This window comes from Paraburkholderia sejongensis (assembly GCF_020880815.1).
GTDB classification, from domain to species: Bacteria; Pseudomonadota; Gammaproteobacteria; order Burkholderiales; family Burkholderiaceae; genus Paraburkholderia; species Paraburkholderia sejongensis.
Genome location: NZ_JAJITD010000019.1, coordinates 17,061 through 36,465 on the forward strand (window position 1 = coordinate 17,061; position 19,405 = coordinate 36,465).

Below are 19,405 nucleotides of genomic sequence, written 5' to 3' on the forward strand. Positions count from 1 at the left end.
ACTCCATTGTTTCACTGTGATTTGCGCACTTGCCCCAGCGCGCGCTGCCGCGCGGCCTGGGCATCCTGAATCAGTCGATAGGCGGCGTAGTACTTGTAGATGTTGCGCACGTAGGTCGTCGTCTCGATACCGATCTTCTCGCCGACCACGATCTCGACGTTGTTGAACCATTTGTCGGCGGACAGTCCGCGCGCGGCCGCTTCCTTGCGCATCTTCGCAATGTTCGAAGGTCCCGCGTTATAGCTCGCGAACGCGAACAGCGCGCGGTCGGTGTCGGAGAACTTCGCGTCCGGGAAGTAGCGGGCCATCAGCTTGTCGAGATATTTCGCACCCGCGTGGATATTCGCTTCGGTCACCTTGATATCGCCGACCGCGAGTTCCTTGCCGGTCGCGGGCATCAACTGCATGATGCCGATCGCGCCGACGTGGCTGCGCGCGTTCTGATTCAGCTGCGATTCCTGATAGCCCTGCGCGGCCAGCATCAGCGGATCGAAGTGATATTGCGAGCCGTACTTCTCGAACAGCGCGACGGTGTCGCTGAAACGCTTCAGTTCCGCCGACTCCGCATTGTTGGAAATCTGTTTGACCCGCTGCAACTCCTGGCGCAAGCGCACTTCCGCGACGCTCTGTTTCTTCACGTAGTCGCGATAGAAGTCGTTGATCGCCTGTTGCAGTTTCGGACTTTGCTTGCGGATCGCCCAGCCGATATAGCCGCCTTCGCGCACCGCGAGCTTGTCGTGCACGACGATGTTCGGCAGTACCTGATCCCAGAACTTCGCCTTCCAGTCATCGACCACGAGGATCTGGATCAGCCCGACATTGAGCATTTCCATCGCGTCCTCGTCTTCGAGCGCATCGGGCAGCAATACCAGCTTGACCGGCGCTTTGCCTTCTTTTTTGAAGCGCGCGTTCAGCGCGGTCAGACTGTCGAAATAGCTGCTGCTCGCGCGAACGTGCACGGTCTTGCCGCTCAGATCGTCGAGCGTGGTGAGCGCGGGGGACTTCGGCCCGGTGACGACAAGCTCCCGCACCGGCGTGCGGTCGCGCGGCGCGACGAAATCGACCTGCTTCAGACGCGCGTCCGTGGCGGTTAGATTGCCGGCCGCGATATCGCCCTTGCCGGCGACCAGCGCGGGCAGCAACTGGTCGCGCGTAGTCGGAATGATGATCAGCGTGAGCGGACGTTTGCCGAGCACGGGCTGATAGACCTTGTTCAGATAACGCTCGAAGTCGCGCATCAGCCCGGCGGTCAAGCCGCGTTCGTGGCCGAGTTCGTTGAAATAAAGCGTCCTGCTGTACGGCACCAGCACGCGGATCACGCGCCGGTCGAGCATCGCGTCGAAATCGCCGAAGCGCGGCTGAATCGCGAGATCGAGCCGGCGGGGCGCGCCTGGGGCGGCGGCTGAAGCGGCGGCTGAAGCGGCGGAAGAGGGAGCCGGCGGCGCGTTGCGCGACACGGCCGGCGGGGCAACCGCCGGCGTGGCGGCGGGCGCGGCCTGCGCGGCGCAGCAGCGGGTCTGCCCGCCGAATGCGCCGAGACAGCAAGCTGCCACGACCAGCATCGTATGAACAAATCGCATGATGTCGCGCCGAGCGCCGCGCTCGTCATTGACTGTCGCGCGTGGCGACGGGTGCGGCCACGGAGCTGGCCGGTTGCGGCTTCCCGCGAAGGAGGCCCATATTTCCATAATGGCACAAGCGCACTGGCTGGAAATGGGCCTATGGTCCTATAGCAGCCGCGATAGCAACCACCACCCGCCGCGGCTGGTTGGCGGCCCGCGGATCAGGTCAGTCGCGCTCCAACCTTCGACGTACGGTCGCCACGAGGCGGTCGAACTGCCCGGGCGCAAAGGTATTCGCCGCGAGCGCGGTGGTGTCCGGAAAGTTCTCCCGCGCGATATCGGTCAGCACTTGGCCCGGCGGCGCTTCGAGCAGCACGCTCGCGCCCATTTCCTGCATCGCGGTCAGCGCATCGAACCAGCGCACCGTGTAGCGCATGTTGGTCGCGAGGTCGTCGCGGATCGCGTCAGCCGTATAGAGCGGTCGTCCGCCGCGATTGCCGATGTAGCCGCTGTGCGGCCGCTGGAAAGGCAGTTCGCGCGAGAACGCGAGCAATTCGTCGCTCGCTTGCGCGAGCAGTTCGCAGTGCGAAGGCACGCTGACCGCGAGACGCGTCGCCTTGCGCGCGCCGGCCGCCAACGCACGGTCGATAAACGCATCGAGTGCGTCGTTCGGGCCGGCCATCACGATCTGGCGCGGCGCATTGACGTTGCCGATATAAACGCGTTGCTGTGTCGCTTCAGCATGCTGCGCGGCGAGCGTGTCCACCTGATGCTCGCTGAGACCGGCAATCGCCGCGAGACCATAGCCCGATGGATACGCGCTTTCCATCAATTGCGCGCGTCGCCGCACCATCTTCAATGCGTCGCCGAATGCAAGCGCGCCGCAACTCACGGCCGCCGGATACGCACCCACCGACAGGCCCGCGCTGATCTGCGCGCTCAAGCCTGCGTCGGCAAGCGCGCGGGCGAGCGCGACGCCCGCGATCGTCAGCCCCAGCTGCACGGCGACGGTCGAGTTCAATGCGTTTGCTGAGTCGAGCGTCAGCACGTCGACGCCGAGCGTGTCGGACGCTTCCGCCAGCGTGTCGCTGACCGCGCGATGCTGCGGCAGGCGATGCAGAAAGCCGTCGCTTTGCGCGCCCTGGCCGGGAAACAACAGGGCGAGCATCAGGCCGTACCGCCATGTGTATCGACAGCGGCCCACGGATCGGCGAGCAGGCTTGGGCCGCTCGCAGCGCGGGCGAGCACGCGTGCTTTGCCCGCCGCCCATTCGACCAGCGCGACGCCGCCTGCGGGTGTTTCGAGTTGCGCATCGATACGCATGCCGAGACGTGTCGCGACCGTTTGCAGTTGTTCGAGCAATGCGCGCGCAAGCTCCAACGCAAGCGGCTGCGGCGCGCGGATCAACAGATCGAGATCGCTGGCTTCGGTAACGGTCTGGAGATGGGTCGCGAGTTCGAAGCCGGCGCTACCGGTAGGACCCCATACGAATCTGGCGAGCGGACCCTGCGCGTCCTGCTGTAACGAAGCCAACGCGGCGAAGCAGGGCAGCTCGGCGCGTTCGGCGGACGGTTGCAACTGCGCCAACGCTTCGGGCGACACCGCATCGACGATATCGTCGGCATGCGCCCACGTGCCGTAACGCTGCGCGCGTGTGCCGCCGCGCATGCCAACCGCGATAAAGCCGTCGGCAGCAAGCGCGCGCCGAACCACCGCATAACGCGCACGCGCGAACGCGTCGCGCACCCATGCGGGTTCGCCGTCGAACGAACGCAGGCAGTGCAGGTGCAACAGGTCATGCGGGCGCCACCGGGCGGTGCCCGCAGCTTCCTCCGTTGCGGCGGCCCGCAAATCACCGCACGTATCCGCAAACGGCGGCGCCGCACACACGCGCATCACACCGCATCCCACTGTTCGGCGAGCCGCCGCCGCACCTCGATCGACGCCGCGCGGGTCTGTCGCGCCGCATCCGAATCGAGCCGCCGCGCAAGGCTGCGCTCACCCGCGCGCGCATCGCGAATCTGCTCGGCCAGCACCGTCCGCACCCGCTCGATCTGCGCGGCATCCGGCGCATCCGCATCGACGCCTTCGATCAACCGGTCGAGCAGGCCCAGCTTCGCGAACGACGCCATCGAATACGACATCGGCACGATCTTCTCGCCGAGTTCGTCGAGCGCTTCGACCGTGCGGCGCGTGACGCGCGCGGCCGCTTCCTTGCCCATCGCGTGAACCATCGTGCCGGGCGCGTCGAGCGCGACGATCCGGTTCGCCTGGTAGCCGTGCGCGAGGAACGCGCCCGACATCGCCGGGCCGACGATCAGCGCGATCACCGGATGACCGGCGTCGCGCGCGCTCGCATACGCATCGACGGCGGCCGCGCACGCGAGGTGGATGCCAAGCATTTCCTCGCGATAGCCGTACGCCTGGCTCTTCACGTCGACGATCGCGACGATCGGGCGGCGCGTGCCCGAGGCACCGGCACGCGCATCGGTGTCGATCGCGTCGCGCACCGCGCGCGCGAGCAGCCAGCCCTGTTCGAGGCCGACCACGTTGCTGGTCGCACGCGCAAAGCGGTTCGCCGGGTCGGGCACGACCGTGATGAAGCGTGCGGTTTCGCCGCCGAGCGGTGCGTCGCCGCTCCACACCGGCGCCGCGCTCGAAGCCGTGCCGGCGAGTGCGTTGAACCAGCGCGCGCCGCGCGTGAGTGTCGTGTCGTTCATGCCTGCTCCCCGTTCGATGCGTGCTGGCCATGCGGGTTGTACGCGTCGCGCAACGTCGCGGGCGTGACGCTTGCGGGATCGATCTGCGCGAGCCGTTGCAGGAACGTGTCGACCTGCTCGCTGCGATGCGCGGCCGGCACGCCCTGTGCGAACGCGGCCCGCACGGCATCGCGCACCGCGTTGGTGGCGTCGTCGACGAGCCGGTCCGCGAGCGCGCTCGCGACCCGTTGTTCGCCGCCGATCAGTTGCCACACGCGGCGGCGATCGCTCGCGTCGAGTTCGTCGATACCGGCTTCCTGCTCGATCACTTCGGGGCCATTCATGCCGAGCCGCCCCTGGCGAGTCATGACCAGATACGAGCACAGCGCGGCCGCCAGCGACATCCCGCCGAAGCAGCCGACCATCCCCGCGATCACGCCGACCACCGGCACATGCCGGCGCAACGCGACGATCGCCGCCTGAATCTCTGCGATCACCGCGAGCCCGAGGTTCGCTTCCTGCAGCCGCACGCCGCCGGTCTCGAACAGCACGACCGGGCGCACGAGCATGCCGCGCTCGCAATCGCGCAGCGCCAGTTCGAGCGCGGCGGCGATCTTGCTGCCCGACACTTCGCCGATGCTGCCGCCCTGGAACGCGGATTCGAGCGCGGCGACCACCGCCGGTTCGCCGTCGATCGTGCCGCGCGCGATCACGCAGCCGTCGTCGGCCTGGCAGACGATGCCCTGCATTGGCAGCCACGGCGATTCGAGCCGGTCGAACGGTCCCAGCAATTCGCGGAAGCTGCCCGCGTCGAGCAGCGCGCGGGCCCGCTCGCGCGCGGGCATTTCGATGAAGCTGTCGCGCAGCAGCGGCGCGGCTGGCGTCACGGCCTGATGCGAGCTGTGTTGATTGACCGCCGTGCTCATACCGCGCCTCCTTCCTCGGCCGCTTCGACCGCTTCCGCAAGCCGCAAGGCGACCACGCCGGGCGTCGCGCCGAAGTCGTTGATCTCGATCCGGGCCGCGCCGTCGTAGCGCGTGAAGAAGCGGTCGAGCACGCTCTTCCAGATATGGCTGTAGCCGTCGACGCTGGTGCGCACCACCACGTGCGCGCCGAGCGGCCCGCCGGCAGAAGCGGCCGGCGACAGCAGCACTTCCAGATCGCCCGAGCCGACCACGCCGACGTGCGCGCGGGTCGTGACGGCGCGTTGCGCCGGATAGTCGAAAGTCAGATGTTCCATGAGGCTCAGCTCCGGCCGGCGTCGCGATGCGCCAGCATGTCGAGAAAGAGGGTGGCGGCGAGCAGATCGGCGGCGCCGCCCGGAGACGCGTTCAGCGCCAGCAAGTCGCGTTCGAGCGCGGCGAGCGCGACGCGGCCCGCCGGTGTCGAGCTGCCGCCCGCGACGAGCACGCGTTGCGCGCCGCGCTGACCGGCCTGCAAACCGGCAAGGCCCGCGCGATGCAGCAGGCAGGTGTCGTCGAGCGTGGTCATGATCGCGAGCAGCGCGTCCACGCGCGCGGCGTTTTCGTCGATGCCGCGCGCACGGGCCGCGTGCAGCGCCGGAAGGCCGACTCGCAGCGCGTGCGGAAAGCCGTTCTGCGCTTCCTGGCGCGCGCCGCCGACCCGATAGCGTTGCCGCGCGCGTTCGCCGTGACTGTCGGACGGCGCGGCGAAGCGGTCCGGGAAGCACGCGATCCGCGCGGCCAGCGTGCAGACGCTCGCCGCATCCGGATGCCTGGGATCACCAGGTATCGACGCGGGCGCCGCCAGCTTCGATTTCAAATCCAGCGCAACCCCGGCGACCAGCAAACCGACGATCCAGATCGCGCCGCGATGCGCGTTGCTGCCGCCGGTCGCGCGCATCATGTCCTGTTCGCCGGCGCGGCCGATCTGCGCGAGTTCGGTACGCAGCAGCGCGGACGGTTCGGCGCGGCGGCGCGCGGCGCGCGCGAGCGCGGCGAAGGTCGGTTCGAGCGCGTGCGCGGAGCGCAGCATCAGCGCGAGATCGAGGTCGCGATGCGCGCCGCTGCCGCGCCGGTCCACTAGCGCGGGCTTCGGCGTGAGTTGCGCTTCGTCGCTCAGCGCGTTGACCGCGTAGCGCGCGAGTCGCGCATCGTCGAGTAATGGCGCCGCGACCCACGCACCTGCGGAGTTCCGGCTACGTTCGAGTAGAACCGCAGCGGGCGCCATCGTCACCAGCTCCGGAAGCGCGCGGGCGGCGCGTACAGACCGCCGGACCACGTGACCAGATCGTCGATGCTGCGCGCCGCGAGCAGCGAACGCTTGGCCTCGCCGCGGCGGATGCCGAGATCTTCCGGATACGCAACGATGCCGCGCCGGCGCAACTCGGCGGTCTTCTGCGGCTGCGCGCGCAGACCGATCGGCGTGACGCCGGCGACCGCGGCGAGCGCCGCGCGCCGCTCGTCGATCCCCTCGGCCTTGTGCAGATGCGCGATGCCTTCCTCGGTGACCACGTGGCTCACGTCGTCGCCGTAGATCATCACCGGCGCGACCGGCATGTTGTTTTTCGCGCCGACCGCGACCGCGTCCAGTTCGTCGACGAAGGTCGGCTCGCCGCCTTTCTTGTAGGTCTCGGCCAGTTGCACGACCAGCTTCTGGCCGCGCGCGACCGGCCCGTCGCCTTTCAGCAGCTTCAGCCACGCTTCGCTCGAATGGCGCCGGCCGCGCGGATCGTGGCCCATGTTCGGCGCGCCGCCGAAACCGGCCAGCCGGCCGCGCGTAACGGTCGACGAATTCGCGTCCGCGTCGATCTGCAAGGTCGAGCCGATGAACAGATCGACGCCGTATTGGCCGGCCAGCTGGCACAGCACGCGATTCGAGCGCAGGCTGCCGTCGTTGCCGGTGAAGAACACGTCGGGGCGCGCCTCGATATACGCCTCCATCCCGACCTCGCTGCCGAAGCAGTGGATGCTGTCGACCCAGCCCGATTCGATCGCGGGGATCATCGTCGGATGCGGATTGAGCGTCCAGTTGCGGCAGATCTTGCCTTTCAGGCCGAGCGATTCGCCATAGGTGGGCAGCAGCAGTTCGATCGCCGCGGTGTCGAAGCCGATGCCGTGATTGAGCGAGGTCACCCCATACGGCTCGTAAATGCCGCGAATCACCATCATCGCGGTCAGCACCTGCAGGTCGCCGATATGGCGCGGATCGCGGGTGAACAGCGGCTCGACCGCGAACGGGCGGTCCGCCTGCACGACCACGTCGACCCACGAGCCGGGAATATCGACGCGCGGCAGCTCGTCGACGATCTCGTTGACCTGCACGATTACGATTCCATGCCGGAACGCGGCGGCCTCGGCGATCGTCGGCGTGTCCTCGGTGTTCGGGCCGGTGTACAGATTGCCGTAACGGTCGGCCTTTTCCGCGCACAGCAGCGCGACGTGCGGCGTCAGATCGACGAACATCCGCGCATACAGTTCGACGTACGTATAGATCGCGCCGATTTCGAGCTGCCCGTCTTCGAGCAGTTGCGCGACCCGCAGACTCTGCGGCCCGGCGAACGAGAAGTCGACCTTGTGCGCGATGCCGCGCTCGAACAGCGTCAGATGTTCAGGACGACTGATGCTCGAAATCAGCAGATGCACGTCGTGCAGTTTTTCCGGATCGACCTTTGCAAGCGAGCGCGACAGGAAGTCGGCCTGCTTCTGGTTGTCGCCTTCGAGCGCGACGCGCTCCCCGGGACGGATCAGCGTTTCGAGCGCATCGACGATGCGATGCGCGGGCAGCACGCCGTCTTCGAGCCACGGAGCGATTGCGGCAAGGCGGCGGCGTTTTTCGTCGCGGCGGGTCGTCCACGAGCGGCCGGCGGCGGACGTTTCGGCGGGGTGGTTCATCGGCTCAGTCATCGGCTCAATCAGCTCCCGTTGGTGGCGCGCGCTCGTCTGCCGCGCGGCTTCGGTTGATTCGCGAGCGCGGCTTCGGCCTGCGCGCGTTCGGTCAGAAAACGGTGCAGCAGTTCGCCGGTGCCGAGCAGATGCGCGGCGACCAGCGATTGCGCGGCCGCGATATCGCGGCGTTGCACGGCTTCGAGCAGCGCCGCGTGTTCGCTGTCGGACTCGCCCTTGTACGACGGCAAGCCGAACTTGAGCCGCAGATAGCGTTCGCCGCGCCGGTGCAGCAGCCCGATCATGTCCTCGAGCTGCGGCCGGCCGGCGGGCGCGTAAAGACTCATATGGAACGCGGCATTGCGCGCGACGTAAAGCGACGAGTCCGCTTCGCGCTCGGCGGCGCGGCACAGATTGGCGGCTTCGCGCAGTGTGGCGGCGGTGTGATTGGGAATGGCCAGGCCGATCGCGAGACTTTCGAGCGCCGAGCGGATCTCGTAGATCTCGCGCGCTTCATCGGCCGACAGCGGCGCGACGCTCGCGCCTTTATGCACCTCCGCGCGTGCCCAGCCCTCGCTTTCGAGCTGGCGCAGCGCCTCGCGCACGGGAATTGCGCTCACGGAGAAATGCCGCGCGATTGCGTCCTGCCGCAACGGCGCGCCGGGCGCCAGCGTGCCGTCGACGATCGCGGCACGCAGCGCCTCCGCAATCACGTGCGAGGTGCTTTCGCGCGGCGTGGCGGCCGGCAGAAGCGGGCCGCGTGCCCGCGCGTCCAGGGGAAAACCTTCGGTTGCGTCGCTCATAAGATCAAATATTATATATAAAAAGACGCTAATTAAAGCGCGGGCAAACCCGCAATCGTTGCATCGCAAGTCACCGCCGAAAGCTACAGGAAAGTTTTCGCTGAAAGCGCTAGCGCTATCCCATCGTTAGTTGTACGAGGGGCTTGCCGAACAATCAATACGCGTGCGCTGTCGTTTTCCTCTGTCGTTTTCGTTAGGTTCGCCAACTAGTTTGTCTGGAGGAGCATGATGAATACATTGACCGACCGCAGTGCGGTCGCGCGGCGGCGCACGCCGCTGAACCGTTCGCAGATCGCCGGCTTCTGGGGCGCATGGGCCGGATGGACGCTCGACGGGATGGACTCGTTCATTTACGCGCTGGTGCTGACGCCCGCGCTGACCGAACTGCTGCCGCGTTCCGGTTTCGCGGCGACGCCGTCGAACGTCGGGCTCGCCGGGTCGATCCTGTTCGCGCTGTTTCTGGTGGGGTGGGGGCTGTCGTTCATCTGGGGGCCGCTCGCGGACCGCTTCGGGCGCACCAAGGTACTGGCCGCGACGATCTTTACGTTCGCGATTTTCACCGGCCTCGCGGCGACCGCGACCAACGTGTGGCAGCTCGGCATCTATCGCTTCATTGCCGGCGTCGGGATCGGCGGCGAATGGGCGCTCGCCGGCACCTATGTTGCCGAGGCGTGGCCGGAGGATCGTCGCAAGATGGGCGCCGGTTATCTGCAGACCGGCTATTACGCGGGTTTCTTTCTCGCCGCCGCATTGAACTACACGATCGGCGTGCACTTCGGCTGGCGCGCGATGTTCCTGACCGGCGCGGTGCCGGTCGTGATCGCGATCATGATTCTGTTGCGCGTGAAGGAGCCGGAGAAGTGGCAGAAGGCCGAGGCGAGCACCGTGCGCGCGAAGCCGCTGCGGGAAATTTTCGGGCCGGCGTACCGGCGCCGCACGTGGGTCGCGTCGATTCTGCTGACGATCGCGATCATCGGGCTGTGGGCCGGCGCGGTGTATGAACCGTCCGCGGTGATCCAGCTGGCGACGCGCGCCGGCATGTCGAAGGCCGACTCGATCCGCACCGCGTCGCTCGCGACCGGACTGCTGTCGATCGGCACGATCCTTGGCTGTCTCGCGTTGCCGCCGCTCGCCGAGCGGATCGGCCGACGCATGACGCTCGCGGTGTATTTCGCCGGTATGGCGGTCGCGATCGCGGCGAGTTTCGGCTGGGCGTTCTATCTGCCGAACGGGCTCGCGCCGTTTATCGCGTGGCTGTTCGTGCTCGGCTTCTTCGGCGGCAATTTCGCGCTGTTCAGCCTGTGGCTGCCGGAGCAGTTCGAGACTCGCGTGCGCGCGACCGCGTTTGCGTTCTGCACGTCTTTCGGGCGCTTTATCGGCGCGGGCGTGAACTTCCTGCTCGGCGCGGCGGTGCTGCATATGAACACGCTCGGCGTGCCGGTCGCGTTGACCGCGCTCGCGTTCGTGATCGGGCTGTTCGTGATTCCGTTCGCGCCGGAGACGAAGGGCGAGGTGCTGCCGCAATAGCGGCGGTAATCGCGGCAGGCGCGCTTTGTCCCGCTACTTCGCGTGACTGCGCGCCCGCACGCCAGGCATTAGCAGAGACAGCAACGGCCAGCCGAGATTGACACCGAGACTCGCGACGACGATCAGGCCCATCCCCGCGAGTTGCGGCACCGACAGCGCACGGCCGTACACCACCGCATCGACGACGATCGCGGTCAGCGGATACACGAACAGCAGCACCGCGATCACCGGCGTGCTCAGCTTGGGCAGCGCGCCGTAAATCAGCACATACGACAGCCCGGTATGCAGCACGCCCATGCCGATCAGCCAGAACCACTGCATCGGCCCGATATGCGTGAGCGTCAACGAACCGACCAGCGGCGCGACCAGCGGCAGACACACGACGCCGACCGCGCATTGCATGAGCGTCAGCAGATGCGGGCGCAATTGGCCCAGACTCTTCGCGATCAGCGTGACGCTCGCATACAGCAGCGAGCCGAGCAGCGCTTCGCCCAGGCCGATCAGATAGCTGCTGTGGCCGTGCAGCGTATCCGTGGCGAGCACGCCGGACGCGAGCACCAGCCCGACGAACGCGGTCGCGATCCAGCCGAGCCGGTCCGCGCCGAGCCGTTCGTTGAACAGCGCCGCGCCGATCAGCACGACCCAGAACGGCTGCACGTGAAACACCACGGTCGCGACCGCGATGCTGGTGCGATGGATCGCGTCGAAGAAGCCGACCCACTGCGTCACCATCAGTACACCTGAGATCAGCGCGAGCGTGACCGTACGGCGGGTGAACTGTGCGCGCGTGAAAAAGCCCTTCCACGCGCAGTACGCGGCGAGCGAAAGAAAGCCGAACAGGCAGCGGAAAAACACCAGCGTCAGCGCATCGAGCCGCGCTTCTTCGACGAACACGCCGATCGTGCCCATCAGCAGTCCGCCGCTAGCGAGCGTGATCGCGCCTTGTTGTCGTGACGTGAGGGACATGCGTTACAGCTCCAGTAGACGATGCACCCGAGTATCGGCCCGCTTGCCGTCCATCGACAAACGAATTAAATTGAGCAATTCCATTAGCCGGATTGATAAATCGTGAACCCCGAATTCGACGTCGATTTATTGCGCAGCTTCGTCGCGGTCGTGGACGCGGGCAGTTTCACGAAGGCGGCGGCTAGCGTGCATCGTTCGCAGGCGGCGGTCAGCATGCAGATCAAGCGGCTCGAAGCGATGCTCGGCACCACGCTTTTCGCGCGCAATACCCGCAGCCTCGCGCTGACGCGGCCCGGCCATACGCTGCTCGAATATGCGCGGCGCGCGCTGGCGTTGCAGGAGGAGGCGTGGTCGGCGATCGTGCGGCCCGAGGTGACCGGCCGCGTCGTGCTCGGCGCGCCGGACGATTACGTGTCGTCGCTGCTGTCGCCGGTGTTGCGGCGCTTCTCGACGCTGTTTCCGCACGTCGAAATCGAGATCGTCTGCGCGCAGAGCACCGCGCTCGCACCGATGCTCGCCGACAACAAGATCGACCTCGCGTTCGTCACGCGCGACCGCAAGCTGCGCGGCGAATTCGTGCGCGCCGAACCGATGGTGTGGGTCGGGGCGTCGGTCGATACGCCGGTGCTGGCGGCCTCGCCGTTGCCGGTGGGGCTGTACGAGCCGGGCTGCGTCGCGCGCCAGCACACGCTCGCCGCGCTCGATGGCGCGCGGATTCGCTATCGCGCGGCGTTCAGCAGCGCGAGCCTGATGGGGCTGGTCGCGACCGTCGATGCGGGCTTGTCGGTGATCGCGCTCACGCGTTGCAGCGTGCCGCCGCGGCTCGCGATACTCGGCGAATTGCAGGGGCTGCCGGCCATCGCGCCGCTCGAAATCGTGGTCGCGCGCAGCGCGAAGTCGGACCGGCCGACTTGCGATTATCTGGCGCAGCAGATGGTGCAGGATCTGTCGTTGCGCGCGGTCGGACGGGCCGGCGCGTAGCGGCGGCCGCGCCCCGCACGCGCTCCCCACGTGCCCCGCACGTCCAGCGTCAGAAATTGATCAGCGTCCGCACCCCGATCACAAACGTATTGCGCAGCGGTTGCGTCGGATCGTTCGGATTCTGGCCCGCACCCGCGTTGAACGTGTATTGCGCGTCCGCCTGCAATTGCCACCACGGCGCGATCTGATACTGGTAGGTCGCCTCGAGCGCGGTTTCGCTGGTACGCACGCCATACGGACCGCCGCTGAACGCGCGGAAGTCCTGATCGAGTCCGTTCGCCCGATGGCCGATCTTGATATAGCTCAGCGCGAGTCCCGCGCTGTCGTTGTCGCGGCCTTCGAACGGCGCTTTCAGCACGACGCCGAGATTGGCCGAGACGCTCACCAGGTTGCGGTCGCCCGGCGCGCCCATCACCCGCGCGAACACGTTGAGGCTGCGCGGGCCGTCCGCCGTGGGCCGCCACACGGTCTGATCGGCGACCGCGTAGAGGCTGTAGTTGCCGCGATGGGTCGCGGCGCTGCCGTTCGAAGCGGGATTTGCGAGCGATAGCCCGTTGCTGTCGTAGCGCTGGTCCGCGAAACGATCGCTGTGATACCAGAGGCCGATCCTGTAGAGGCCCGGCAGGCCGCCGCTGGCAGAGGCTCCGGCTCCGGCTCCGGCTCCGGCTCCGGCCGATGCCGCTGCGTCGTGGTCGGCCGGCTGATTGATCGCGTACTGCAATTCGCCGATCCACAGCGCGCCGTTGCCGAGGTTGAAGTTAGTGCCGCTCATGTTGGTCGGATCGTTGCCGAGCGGGTCGCCCGCGAACACGCCGGCGAGCGCGGTCAGCGACGGCGTGATCTGGCCGCGCACGCGCACGCCGAGGCTCGCCAGCGGATACGCGGGGCCGCCCGACGGCAGGTCGTACGACGGCAGCGCGGGCCAGCCTAACATCGTGTTGAGGAACAGCGCCGAGTTCGTACTGGCGATGAACTCCTGATCGAGGCTTTGCTGGCCGATCTTCACGTCGACACGCTTGTCGAGAAACGACTGCTGGTACCACAACTCCCAAAGCCGCGTCGCGCGATCGGCGGCGATGCCGCTCGCGGTATTGAGCGTGCCCAGTTTGTTCTGGCTGAAATTGGTGCCGTGAATCTGCAGCGCGCTGACGTAGAACAGGCCGCCGGGCAGACCGAACGCCTTCGCGGTATCGAGTTGCAGGTTCGCGAGGGTGAGGCCGTCGTAATTGGCGCCGCGCGCGAGCCCGCCGCGCAGATTGGCGAGCACTTCGCTGGTTTCGGTCAGCGAGAAGGTCACCCCGTACTGGTCGAGCCACGGACGCAGGCCGCCGATATCGCCGAGCAATTGCTGGCGTTGCCATAGACCGGCCGGCTGTTCGGTCGCCTGTTGCGCCGGTGCTGCCGCCGCGTTCTGATCGGCTTGCGGGGTTTGCTGCGTTTGCGTATCGGCATCGGTTTGCGCGAGCGCGCTGCCAGTGCCGAGCGAAGCCGACGCGAAGGCGGCGCACAACGCGAGCCCGCGAAGTCCGTGGGGCAGGCTGATCTTCATCGAGATCCTTTGTTGGTGTCGTGTCTCTGTCGGACGATCGGAGAGCGGCGGCGCTGCACGCGATCGGGCGAGTGCAGCGATGGCGCCGCTGGGAATGGGCGTGATCGTACGCACGTGCATCGGGGGCGTCAATTTTGATGCGAATGGTTCTTATCAATTCACGCGCATCGTCGCGCGCGGGCTCGTGTAGTGAATAGTTAATGAATGTTCGATCGCACCCGATTGGTCTGTTCATAACGAACCCGCGCGGCGCTCCGGTGTCGAAGCGCACGAATTACCCGTAAGCCAAAGTAAGGAGATATCGATGAACAAGCGCATTCTTTTGATTTCGTTGCTGACGAGCGGCGGTTTGATGCTGGGCGGCGCGGCACAGGCCCAGATGAATCTGAAGCATTTCGGCATCGGCGGCGGCGACAGTTCCGCGCAGGGCGGCATCGCTGGGGCGGTCGGCAATGCGCTCGGCGGTGGCGGTTCGAACAGCGCGTCGGCGGGCGGCGTCGCGCAACTGCTGCAAACCTATGTCGGCGCAAACCAGCAGGTGCTGAGCGGCCAGTCGAGCCTGGCGTCGGCGATGGGCATGAGCAGCGCGGCCGGCCAGGCGCAACAGGCCGCGGGTCTGCTGAGCGGCGGCACGCCGTCGGTCAGTCAGCTGACCCAGATGGGCAGCACGCAACAGTCGCTGTCGCAGAAGCTGACCGATGCATTCGCGAGTCACGCGAGCGGCAGCGCGTCGGCGACGCCGGTCAACAAGCAGGCGTTCACCGAAGGTTTGACCTCGCTCGGCAAGGGCGTCAGTCAGTATTCGAGCCTGCAATCCGGACTCGGCAGCATCGGCCAGATGAGCCCGGCTTCGCTGCTGCAATCGGGTCTCAATCCGCAGACCGCGCAAAGCGCGTCGTATATCGCGCAGTCGGCGCCGGGACAATTGCAGTCGCTGATGTCGACGCTGAGTTCGGCCGTGCAGTTCGCGTCGAGCAACGGCATCAGCGTGCCGTCGATTGCGACCGCCGCGTTGAAGGGCGGCATGTAGGCGCCGGCGCGAGCGGGGGTGAAGTAGCGGCAGGCCGGCGCGGCCTTTGCGATGTAAGCGGACGCCGCGCAGGCCGCCAATCGGATCGGCTATGATCCTCTCGCTAACGGCGCGGCCCGCCGCTCTCAGGGCGCGCGCCAGCGCCGGCGGCCGCCCGGCACCGTTCCCGCAACCCTATCGAACCACGCCGATGTCCGACCTTCTGAATCTGGAAAACTACTTCACCCGCATCGGCTATCAAGGCCCGCGCACGGCCACGCTGGACGTGCTGCAGGCGCTGCACCGGCTGCATCCGGCCGCAATCCCCTTCGAAGATCTGAATCCGCTGACCGGTCTGGCGGTCAAGCTCGACCTCGCGTCGATCGAGCGCAAGCTGGTCGACGGGCAGCGCGGCGGCTACTGCTTCGAGCAGAACACACTGTTCGCCAACGTGCTGATGCAGCTCGGCTTCAAGGTCACGCCGCTGCTCGCGCGGGTGCTGTGGGGCGCCCCGCCCGACGCGCGGCCGGCGCGCACGCATATGGTGTTGCGCATCGAACTCGACAATGATATGTGGCTCGCCGACGTCGGCTTCGGCGGCGTGACGCTGACCGCGCCGCTGCGCGTCGCGATGGATCTCGCGCAACCGATTCCGCTCGGCACCTTCCGTCTGATCGACGCCGGGCGCGATAGCGCGTATCTGCAGGTGCTCGCCGCCGATGGCAACTGGGCCCAGGTCTATCACGTCGATCTGCGCGCGGTCGAATGGGTCGATTACGAAACCTCGAACTGGTACACGTCGACGTCGCCCGAATCGTTGTTCGCGCATAACCTGCTGGCGGCGCGGGTGCTGCCCGACCGGCGGCTCGGGCTGCTGAACGATCAGTACAACGAGCGCGACGGCGCCGGCCGGGTAGTCGCCGAACGGCGCCTCGCGAGCGCCGCCGAACTGGCCGACTGTCTGCGCGAGCGTTTCGGTATCAATTTGCAGGGCTTCGACATCGCGGCGATCTTCGAGCGCGTGCGCACGCGCGACGTCGGGAACTGACGCGGCGCGCCGGGCGCACTGCCCCGATCCGAGCACGACGAGAAGCACAACGAGAAGCCCAACGAGGAGCACAACGATGGTCGCGCGTATGATCCTGCAATCGCTCGCCTGGCTCGGCTTCATGGGGGTGCTGCTGTTCGGCGCGGCCGGCACGCTCGCGTGGCCCGCCGCGTGGTGGTATCTGCTCGAACTCGCGCTGCTGAGCCTGTGGCTCGGCTTGTGGCTCGCGCGGCACGATCCCGCGCTGCTGGCCGAGCGTCTCGCGCCGATCGTGCAGGCGCAGCAAAGCCGCTGGGACCGCTTGTTCATGGCCGTGATCGGGACCCTCTGGGTCGGCTGGATGATCCTGATGGGCTTCGACGCGATGCGGTTTCGCTGGTCCGCGCCGGTGCCGTTGTGGCTCGCGATCGTCGGCGCGTTCTGCGTGATGCTGTGCATCGTGCTGTGCCGTTCGGTGTTTCGCGCGAACAGTTATGCGGCGCCGGTCGTGAAAATTCAGGCGAGCCGCGGCCACCGGGTCGCCGACAGCGGCCCGTATCGGTACGTGCGGCATCCGATGTACGCGGACGCGCTGCTGTTCTTCATCGGCACGCCGCTGCTGCTTGGTTCATGGTGGGGCCTCGCGGCGCTGCCGCTGATGGCGTACGCGTTCGGTTGGCGGGCGGTGCGCGAGGAGCGCGTGCTGGCCGCGCAACTCGACGGCTATACCGACTACATGGCGCGCGTGCGTTACCGTTTCGTGCCGTATCTCTGGTAGCGCCGCGCACGCTCACCGGTCGCTGGCGCGCGCCGAAGCGGGTAAGATTGGCCCCGGCCGCCGGAGAACCGGCCACGGTGTGGCAACTGAGCACCGGCGAACCATGCAAGAGGTTTGGAGTGAAAACAACCACACACGCGCAGCACGTGCCCGCCGCATCCCCCGCAACATCCGAGCAGCAACCCGCCCCCGCCGAACGCGCGCGCGAGACGCCGGCCAGGGCGATGCCCGCCTACGAACAGATCAAACGCTATGTGCTCGAACGGATCGGCGAGGGCGTCTGGAAACCGGGCGGCCTGATCCCGTCGGAGACGGAGCTGGTCAAGGAATTCGGCGTCGCGCGCATGACCGTCTCGCGCGCGCTGCGCGAGCTGACCAGCGAGCGCGTGCTGACCCGCGTGCAGGGCTCCGGCACGTTCGTCGCGCCGCAACGCTATGAATCGACGGTGCTGGAAATCCGCAATATCGCCGACGAAATCGCCGCGCGCGGTCATCGTCATGCGGCGCGCGTGCTGACGCTCGAACCGAGCGACGACCCCGACGCGCTCGCCGCGCTCGGTCTTACGAGCGGCCCCGCGTTTCATTCGTGCATCGTGCACAGCGAGGAAGGCGAACCGATCCAGTACGAGGATCGCTACGTGAATCCACAGGTGTTTCCCGACTACCTGCAACAGGACTTCTCGATCGAAACGCCGAATCACTACATGGTGCGGCTCGCGCCGATCCAGCGCGCCGAGTTCCGCATCTACGCGCAAAAGCCCGGCGCGCAGGTGCGCCGGCATCTGCTGATGGAGATCGGCGAACCTTGTCTGCTGTTGTGGCGGCGCACGTGGGTCGGCGAACATGTGGCGACGTCGGTGCGGTTATGGCATCCGGCGTCGCGCTTTCATCTGGCGGGGACGGTGTAGCGGGCGGGGCTTTTCAAGCCTGTCGTTCAGCCCTGGCGCTGCGACGTATTCGGCGAAAAGCGGCAACCGAGCCGGTAACGCGAACCCGGGTGCACGAAGCGCGCGAACGTCACCGCGACGCCATTGGTCCATGTGCGGCGCGTGAGCGTCAGACACGGCTCCTGCGGATCGATTTCGAGCAGCTCGGCTTCGGCGCCGGTCGGCCGCGCCGCGTCGACCACGTGTTCGAGATCGTGCATCGGCACGACCGTCTGCAGATATTCGGACGGCTTGAGCGCCGAGAAATCATGCTGCAGAAAATCCGGCGCGACGGCCGGATTCACATAGCGATCCTCCAGTTGCACCGGTAAGCCGTTCTCGCGGTGCACGCAAATCACATGGAACACCGACGCACCCGGCGGCAAATCGAGCGCATTGGACACCGTCACCGACGCGCTCTCGCGTTGCAACAGCACCATGTCGCATCGATACGCATGGCCGCGCGAGCGGATCTCGTCGCCGATATGGGCGATCATCAGCAGCGTCGATTGCGGCTTGTTCGGCGCGACGAAGGTGCCGACCCCCGACACTCGCGTGACGAGCCCCGCATCCGCGAGTTCGCGCAGCGCGCGATTGACGGTCATGCGCGACACCCCGAGCGTCGCGACCAGATCGAGTTCCGACGGCAGCCGGTCGCCGGCGCGGCGCTCGCCGGAATCGATGATCTGGCGGATGTGCTGCTTGACCTGCTCGTAGCGCGCGGCCGGCGCCGCGTCGCCAGGCTGGGCGGCGTGGGCGGCATGGGCGCGGCCGGCCAGCGCTGCGCTCACGCCACGGGCGAGCCCGCCAGCTTTGCCGGGCTTGCCCCGCAGCCTGCCGCGGGCGGTCGGACTCATAGCGGCTGCGCGTCGTCGGCGCCGCGCGTCCAGAACGCATTGCGGTCGAAATAGTTTTGCAGGAACTGCCGCAGCCGCGGCTGCGCTGCATCGTGAAACACGTCGCGCGGCTTGCCCTGCACGGCGATGCGGCCTTGGTCGATGAACACGACCTTGTCGGCGACCTGCGCGGCAAAGCCCATTTCATGCGTGACGACCGCCATCGTCATGCCGTCGCGCGCGAGTTGCTTCATCACCTGCAGCACTTCGCCGACCAGTTCGGGATCGAGCGCGGAGGTCGGCTCGTCGAACAGCATGATGTGCGGTTCCATCGCGAGCGCGCGGGCAATCGCGACGCGCTGCTGCTGGCCGCCCGACAGCCTGGCCGGATACGCGTCGCCCTTGTGCGCGAGGCCGACCGTCTCGAGCATCGCATTGGCGCGGCGGCGCGCTTCGTCGCGCGGCAGCCGGCGCACTCGCAGCAGCGCTTCCATCACGTTCTCGAGCGCGCTCATGTGCGGCCACAGATTGAACTGCTGGAACACCATGCCGACGTTGCGGCGCACGCGATTTATTTCGCCGTGCGAAGCACGCACGCGTTTGCCGTTGCGCTCGCTATAGCCGAGCAGTTCGCCTTCGATCCGCACCTCGCCGTGATCGTAGGTTTCGAGCGCCGCGAGACAGCGCAGCAGCGTGCTTTTGCCGGAGCCCGACGGCCCGATGATGCAAACCACTTCGGAGCGCGCAATCTGCAGATCGACGCCGCGCAGCACTTCGACATCGCCGAAGCGTTTGCGCAGGTCGTGCACGTCGATCAGCGGCGCGGCCGTGCTCGCGGCGTCGGCGAGGTTCGCGGCGGACGCGGAAGAGGGCATGTCGGCGATGGCGTTCATAAGG

19 protein-coding genes are annotated in these 19,405 nt (G+C 67.2%); 6 read left to right on the forward strand and 13 right to left on the reverse strand.

Going from position 1 to position 19,405, the window contains the following annotated elements; all coding sequences use genetic code 11:
- Positions 1-11: 11 nt before the first annotated feature.
- The 9 genes from LJ656_RS28655 to LJ656_RS28695 form a co-directional block, all read right to left on the reverse strand.
- Positions 12-1,580: an MltF family protein gene (locus tag LJ656_RS28655; protein WP_230512857.1), complete on the reverse strand. Its 1,569-nt coding sequence runs from the start codon at positions 1,578-1,580 to the stop codon at positions 12-14.
- Positions 1,581-1,788: 208 nt separating this feature from the next.
- Positions 1,789-2,730, reverse strand: a complete 942-nt coding sequence (gene mdcH / locus LJ656_RS28660; RefSeq protein ID WP_230512858.1) for a malonate decarboxylase subunit epsilon — start codon at positions 2,728-2,730, stop codon at positions 1,789-1,791.
- The gene (locus tag LJ656_RS28665) at positions 2,730-3,458 is read right to left on the reverse strand and encodes a malonate decarboxylase holo-ACP synthase (protein ID WP_230512962.1); all 729 of its coding nucleotides are present in this window, start codon (positions 3,456-3,458) and stop codon (positions 2,730-2,732) included. The genes mdcH and LJ656_RS28665 overlap by 1 nt, the downstream gene beginning before the upstream one ends.
- Positions 3,458-4,282: a biotin-independent malonate decarboxylase subunit gamma gene (gene mdcE, locus LJ656_RS28670; RefSeq protein ID WP_230512859.1), complete on the reverse strand. Its 825-nt coding sequence runs from the start codon at positions 4,280-4,282 to the stop codon at positions 3,458-3,460. Before mdcE ends, LJ656_RS28665 begins: the two co-directional genes overlap by 1 nt.
- On the reverse strand, positions 4,279-5,187 hold the full coding sequence (locus LJ656_RS28675; protein WP_230512860.1) for a biotin-independent malonate decarboxylase subunit beta: 909 nt from the start codon (positions 5,185-5,187) through the stop codon (positions 4,279-4,281). The genes mdcE and LJ656_RS28675 overlap by 4 nt, the downstream gene beginning before the upstream one ends.
- Complete coding sequence (locus tag LJ656_RS28680) at positions 5,184-5,501, reverse strand: malonate decarboxylase subunit delta (RefSeq protein ID WP_230512861.1); 318 nt, start codon at positions 5,499-5,501, stop codon at positions 5,184-5,186. Before LJ656_RS28680 ends, LJ656_RS28675 begins: the two co-directional genes overlap by 4 nt.
- A 5-nt stretch (positions 5,502-5,506) precedes the next feature.
- Positions 5,507-6,451 carry a triphosphoribosyl-dephospho-CoA synthase gene (locus tag LJ656_RS28685; protein WP_230512862.1) on the reverse strand — a complete coding sequence of 315 codons (945 nt, stop codon included), beginning with the start codon at positions 6,449-6,451 and terminating at the stop codon, positions 5,507-5,509.
- A gap of 2 nt (positions 6,452-6,453) precedes the next feature.
- Positions 6,454-8,115 (reverse strand): malonate decarboxylase subunit alpha, encoded by a 1,662-nt coding sequence (gene mdcA / locus LJ656_RS28690; RefSeq protein ID WP_230512863.1) that lies wholly within the window; start codon positions 8,113-8,115, stop codon positions 6,454-6,456.
- 20 nt (positions 8,116-8,135) lie between these two features.
- Positions 8,136-8,909: a GntR family transcriptional regulator gene (locus tag LJ656_RS28695; protein ID WP_230512963.1), complete on the reverse strand. Its 774-nt coding sequence runs from the start codon at positions 8,907-8,909 to the stop codon at positions 8,136-8,138.
- A gap of 228 nt (positions 8,910-9,137) precedes the next feature.
- Between LJ656_RS28695 and LJ656_RS28700 the strand changes: the two genes are divergently transcribed.
- Positions 9,138-10,436: an MFS transporter gene (locus LJ656_RS28700; RefSeq protein ID WP_230512964.1), complete on the forward strand. Its 1,299-nt coding sequence runs from the start codon at positions 9,138-9,140 to the stop codon at positions 10,434-10,436.
- Between the two features lie 33 nt (positions 10,437-10,469).
- On the opposite strand, the gene LJ656_RS28705 is transcribed toward LJ656_RS28700, so the two are convergent.
- Positions 10,470-11,402, reverse strand: a complete 933-nt coding sequence (locus LJ656_RS28705) for a DMT family transporter (RefSeq protein ID WP_230512864.1) — start codon at positions 11,400-11,402, stop codon at positions 10,470-10,472.
- Between the two features lie 102 nt (positions 11,403-11,504).
- Here LJ656_RS28705 and LJ656_RS28710 point away from each other — a divergent pair, with 102 nt between their 5' ends.
- Positions 11,505-12,383 carry a LysR family transcriptional regulator gene (locus tag LJ656_RS28710; protein ID WP_230512865.1) on the forward strand — a complete coding sequence of 293 codons (879 nt, stop codon included), beginning with the start codon at positions 11,505-11,507 and terminating at the stop codon, positions 12,381-12,383.
- A gap of 49 nt (positions 12,384-12,432) precedes the next feature.
- On the opposite strand, the gene LJ656_RS28715 is transcribed toward LJ656_RS28710, so the two are convergent.
- Complete coding sequence (locus LJ656_RS28715) at positions 12,433-13,932, reverse strand: carbohydrate porin (RefSeq protein ID WP_230512866.1); 1,500 nt, start codon at positions 13,930-13,932, stop codon at positions 12,433-12,435.
- Positions 13,933-14,236: 304 nt separating this feature from the next.
- Between LJ656_RS28715 and LJ656_RS28720 the strand changes: the two genes are divergently transcribed.
- From LJ656_RS28720 to hutC (LJ656_RS28735), 4 genes are all read left to right on the forward strand, one after another.
- Positions 14,237-14,962: a hypothetical protein gene (locus tag LJ656_RS28720; protein ID WP_230512867.1), complete on the forward strand. Its 726-nt coding sequence runs from the start codon at positions 14,237-14,239 to the stop codon at positions 14,960-14,962.
- 190 nt (positions 14,963-15,152) lie between these two features.
- Positions 15,153-15,989 (forward strand): arylamine N-acetyltransferase family protein, encoded by an 837-nt coding sequence (locus LJ656_RS28725; protein WP_230512868.1) that lies wholly within the window; start codon positions 15,153-15,155, stop codon positions 15,987-15,989.
- A gap of 76 nt (positions 15,990-16,065) precedes the next feature.
- Entirely contained in the window at positions 16,066-16,746 is a 681-nt protein-coding gene (locus LJ656_RS28730; RefSeq protein WP_230512869.1) for a methyltransferase family protein, read from the forward strand.
- Positions 16,747-16,865: 119 nt separating this feature from the next.
- Positions 16,866-17,654 carry a histidine utilization transcriptional repressor HutC gene (hutC, locus tag LJ656_RS28735; protein WP_230512870.1) on the forward strand — a complete coding sequence of 263 codons (789 nt, stop codon included), beginning with the start codon at positions 16,866-16,868 and terminating at the stop codon, positions 17,652-17,654.
- Positions 17,655-17,680: 26 nt separating this feature from the next.
- Here the strand turns inward: hutC (LJ656_RS28735) and hutC (LJ656_RS28740) are convergent, their stop codons facing one another.
- Positions 17,681-18,529, reverse strand: coding sequence for a histidine utilization transcriptional repressor HutC (gene hutC / locus LJ656_RS28740; RefSeq protein ID WP_230512871.1), 849 nt, complete (start codon positions 18,527-18,529; stop codon positions 17,681-17,683).
- Complete coding sequence (locus LJ656_RS28745; RefSeq protein WP_329958911.1) at positions 18,526-19,401, reverse strand: amino acid ABC transporter ATP-binding protein; 876 nt, start codon at positions 19,399-19,401, stop codon at positions 18,526-18,528. The genes hutC (LJ656_RS28740) and LJ656_RS28745 overlap by 4 nt, the downstream gene beginning before the upstream one ends.
- Between the last annotated feature and the right edge of the window lie 4 nt (positions 19,402-19,405).

Excerpts from the sequence above, each read along its gene's own strand:
- LJ656_RS28655 (WP_230512857.1), bottom strand. The coding sequence starts at position 1,580 with ATGCGATTTGTTCATACGATGCTGGTCGTGGCAGCTTGCTGTCTCGGC.
- mdcH (WP_230512858.1), bottom strand. The coding sequence starts at position 2,730 with ATGCTCGCCCTGTTGTTTCCCGGCCAGGGCGCGCAAAGCGACGGCTTT.
- LJ656_RS28665 (WP_230512962.1), bottom strand. The coding sequence starts at position 3,458 with ATGCGCGTGTGTGCGGCGCCGCCGTTTGCGGATACGTGCGGTGATTTG.
- mdcE (WP_230512859.1), bottom strand. The coding sequence starts at position 4,282 with ATGAACGACACGACACTCACGCGCGGCGCGCGCTGGTTCAACGCACTC.
- LJ656_RS28675 (WP_230512860.1), bottom strand. The coding sequence starts at position 5,187 with ATGAGCACGGCGGTCAATCAACACAGCTCGCATCAGGCCGTGACGCCA.
- LJ656_RS28680 (WP_230512861.1), bottom strand. The coding sequence starts at position 5,501 with ATGGAACATCTGACTTTCGACTATCCGGCGCAACGCGCCGTCACGACC.
- LJ656_RS28685 (WP_230512862.1), bottom strand. The coding sequence starts at position 6,451 with ATGGCGCCCGCTGCGGTTCTACTCGAACGTAGCCGGAACTCCGCAGGT.
- mdcA (WP_230512863.1), bottom strand. The coding sequence starts at position 8,115 with ATGAACCACCCCGCCGAAACGTCCGCCGCCGGCCGCTCGTGGACGACC.
- LJ656_RS28695 (WP_230512963.1), bottom strand. The coding sequence starts at position 8,909 with ATGAGCGACGCAACCGAAGGTTTTCCCCTGGACGCGCGGGCACGCGGC.
- LJ656_RS28700 (WP_230512964.1), top strand. The coding sequence starts at position 9,138 with ATGAATACATTGACCGACCGCAGTGCGGTCGCGCGGCGGCGCACGCCG.
- LJ656_RS28705 (WP_230512864.1), bottom strand. The coding sequence starts at position 11,402 with ATGTCCCTCACGTCACGACAACAAGGCGCGATCACGCTCGCTAGCGGC.
- LJ656_RS28715 (WP_230512866.1), bottom strand. The coding sequence starts at position 13,932 with ATGAAGATCAGCCTGCCCCACGGACTTCGCGGGCTCGCGTTGTGCGCC.
- LJ656_RS28720 (WP_230512867.1), top strand. The coding sequence starts at position 14,237 with ATGAACAAGCGCATTCTTTTGATTTCGTTGCTGACGAGCGGCGGTTTG.
- LJ656_RS28725 (WP_230512868.1), top strand. The coding sequence starts at position 15,153 with ATGTCCGACCTTCTGAATCTGGAAAACTACTTCACCCGCATCGGCTAT.
- LJ656_RS28730 (WP_230512869.1), top strand. The coding sequence starts at position 16,066 with ATGGTCGCGCGTATGATCCTGCAATCGCTCGCCTGGCTCGGCTTCATG.
- hutC (WP_230512871.1), bottom strand. The coding sequence starts at position 18,529 with ATGAGTCCGACCGCCCGCGGCAGGCTGCGGGGCAAGCCCGGCAAAGCT.
- LJ656_RS28745 (WP_329958911.1), bottom strand. The coding sequence starts at position 19,401 with ATGAACGCCATCGCCGACATGCCCTCTTCCGCGTCCGCCGCGAACCTC.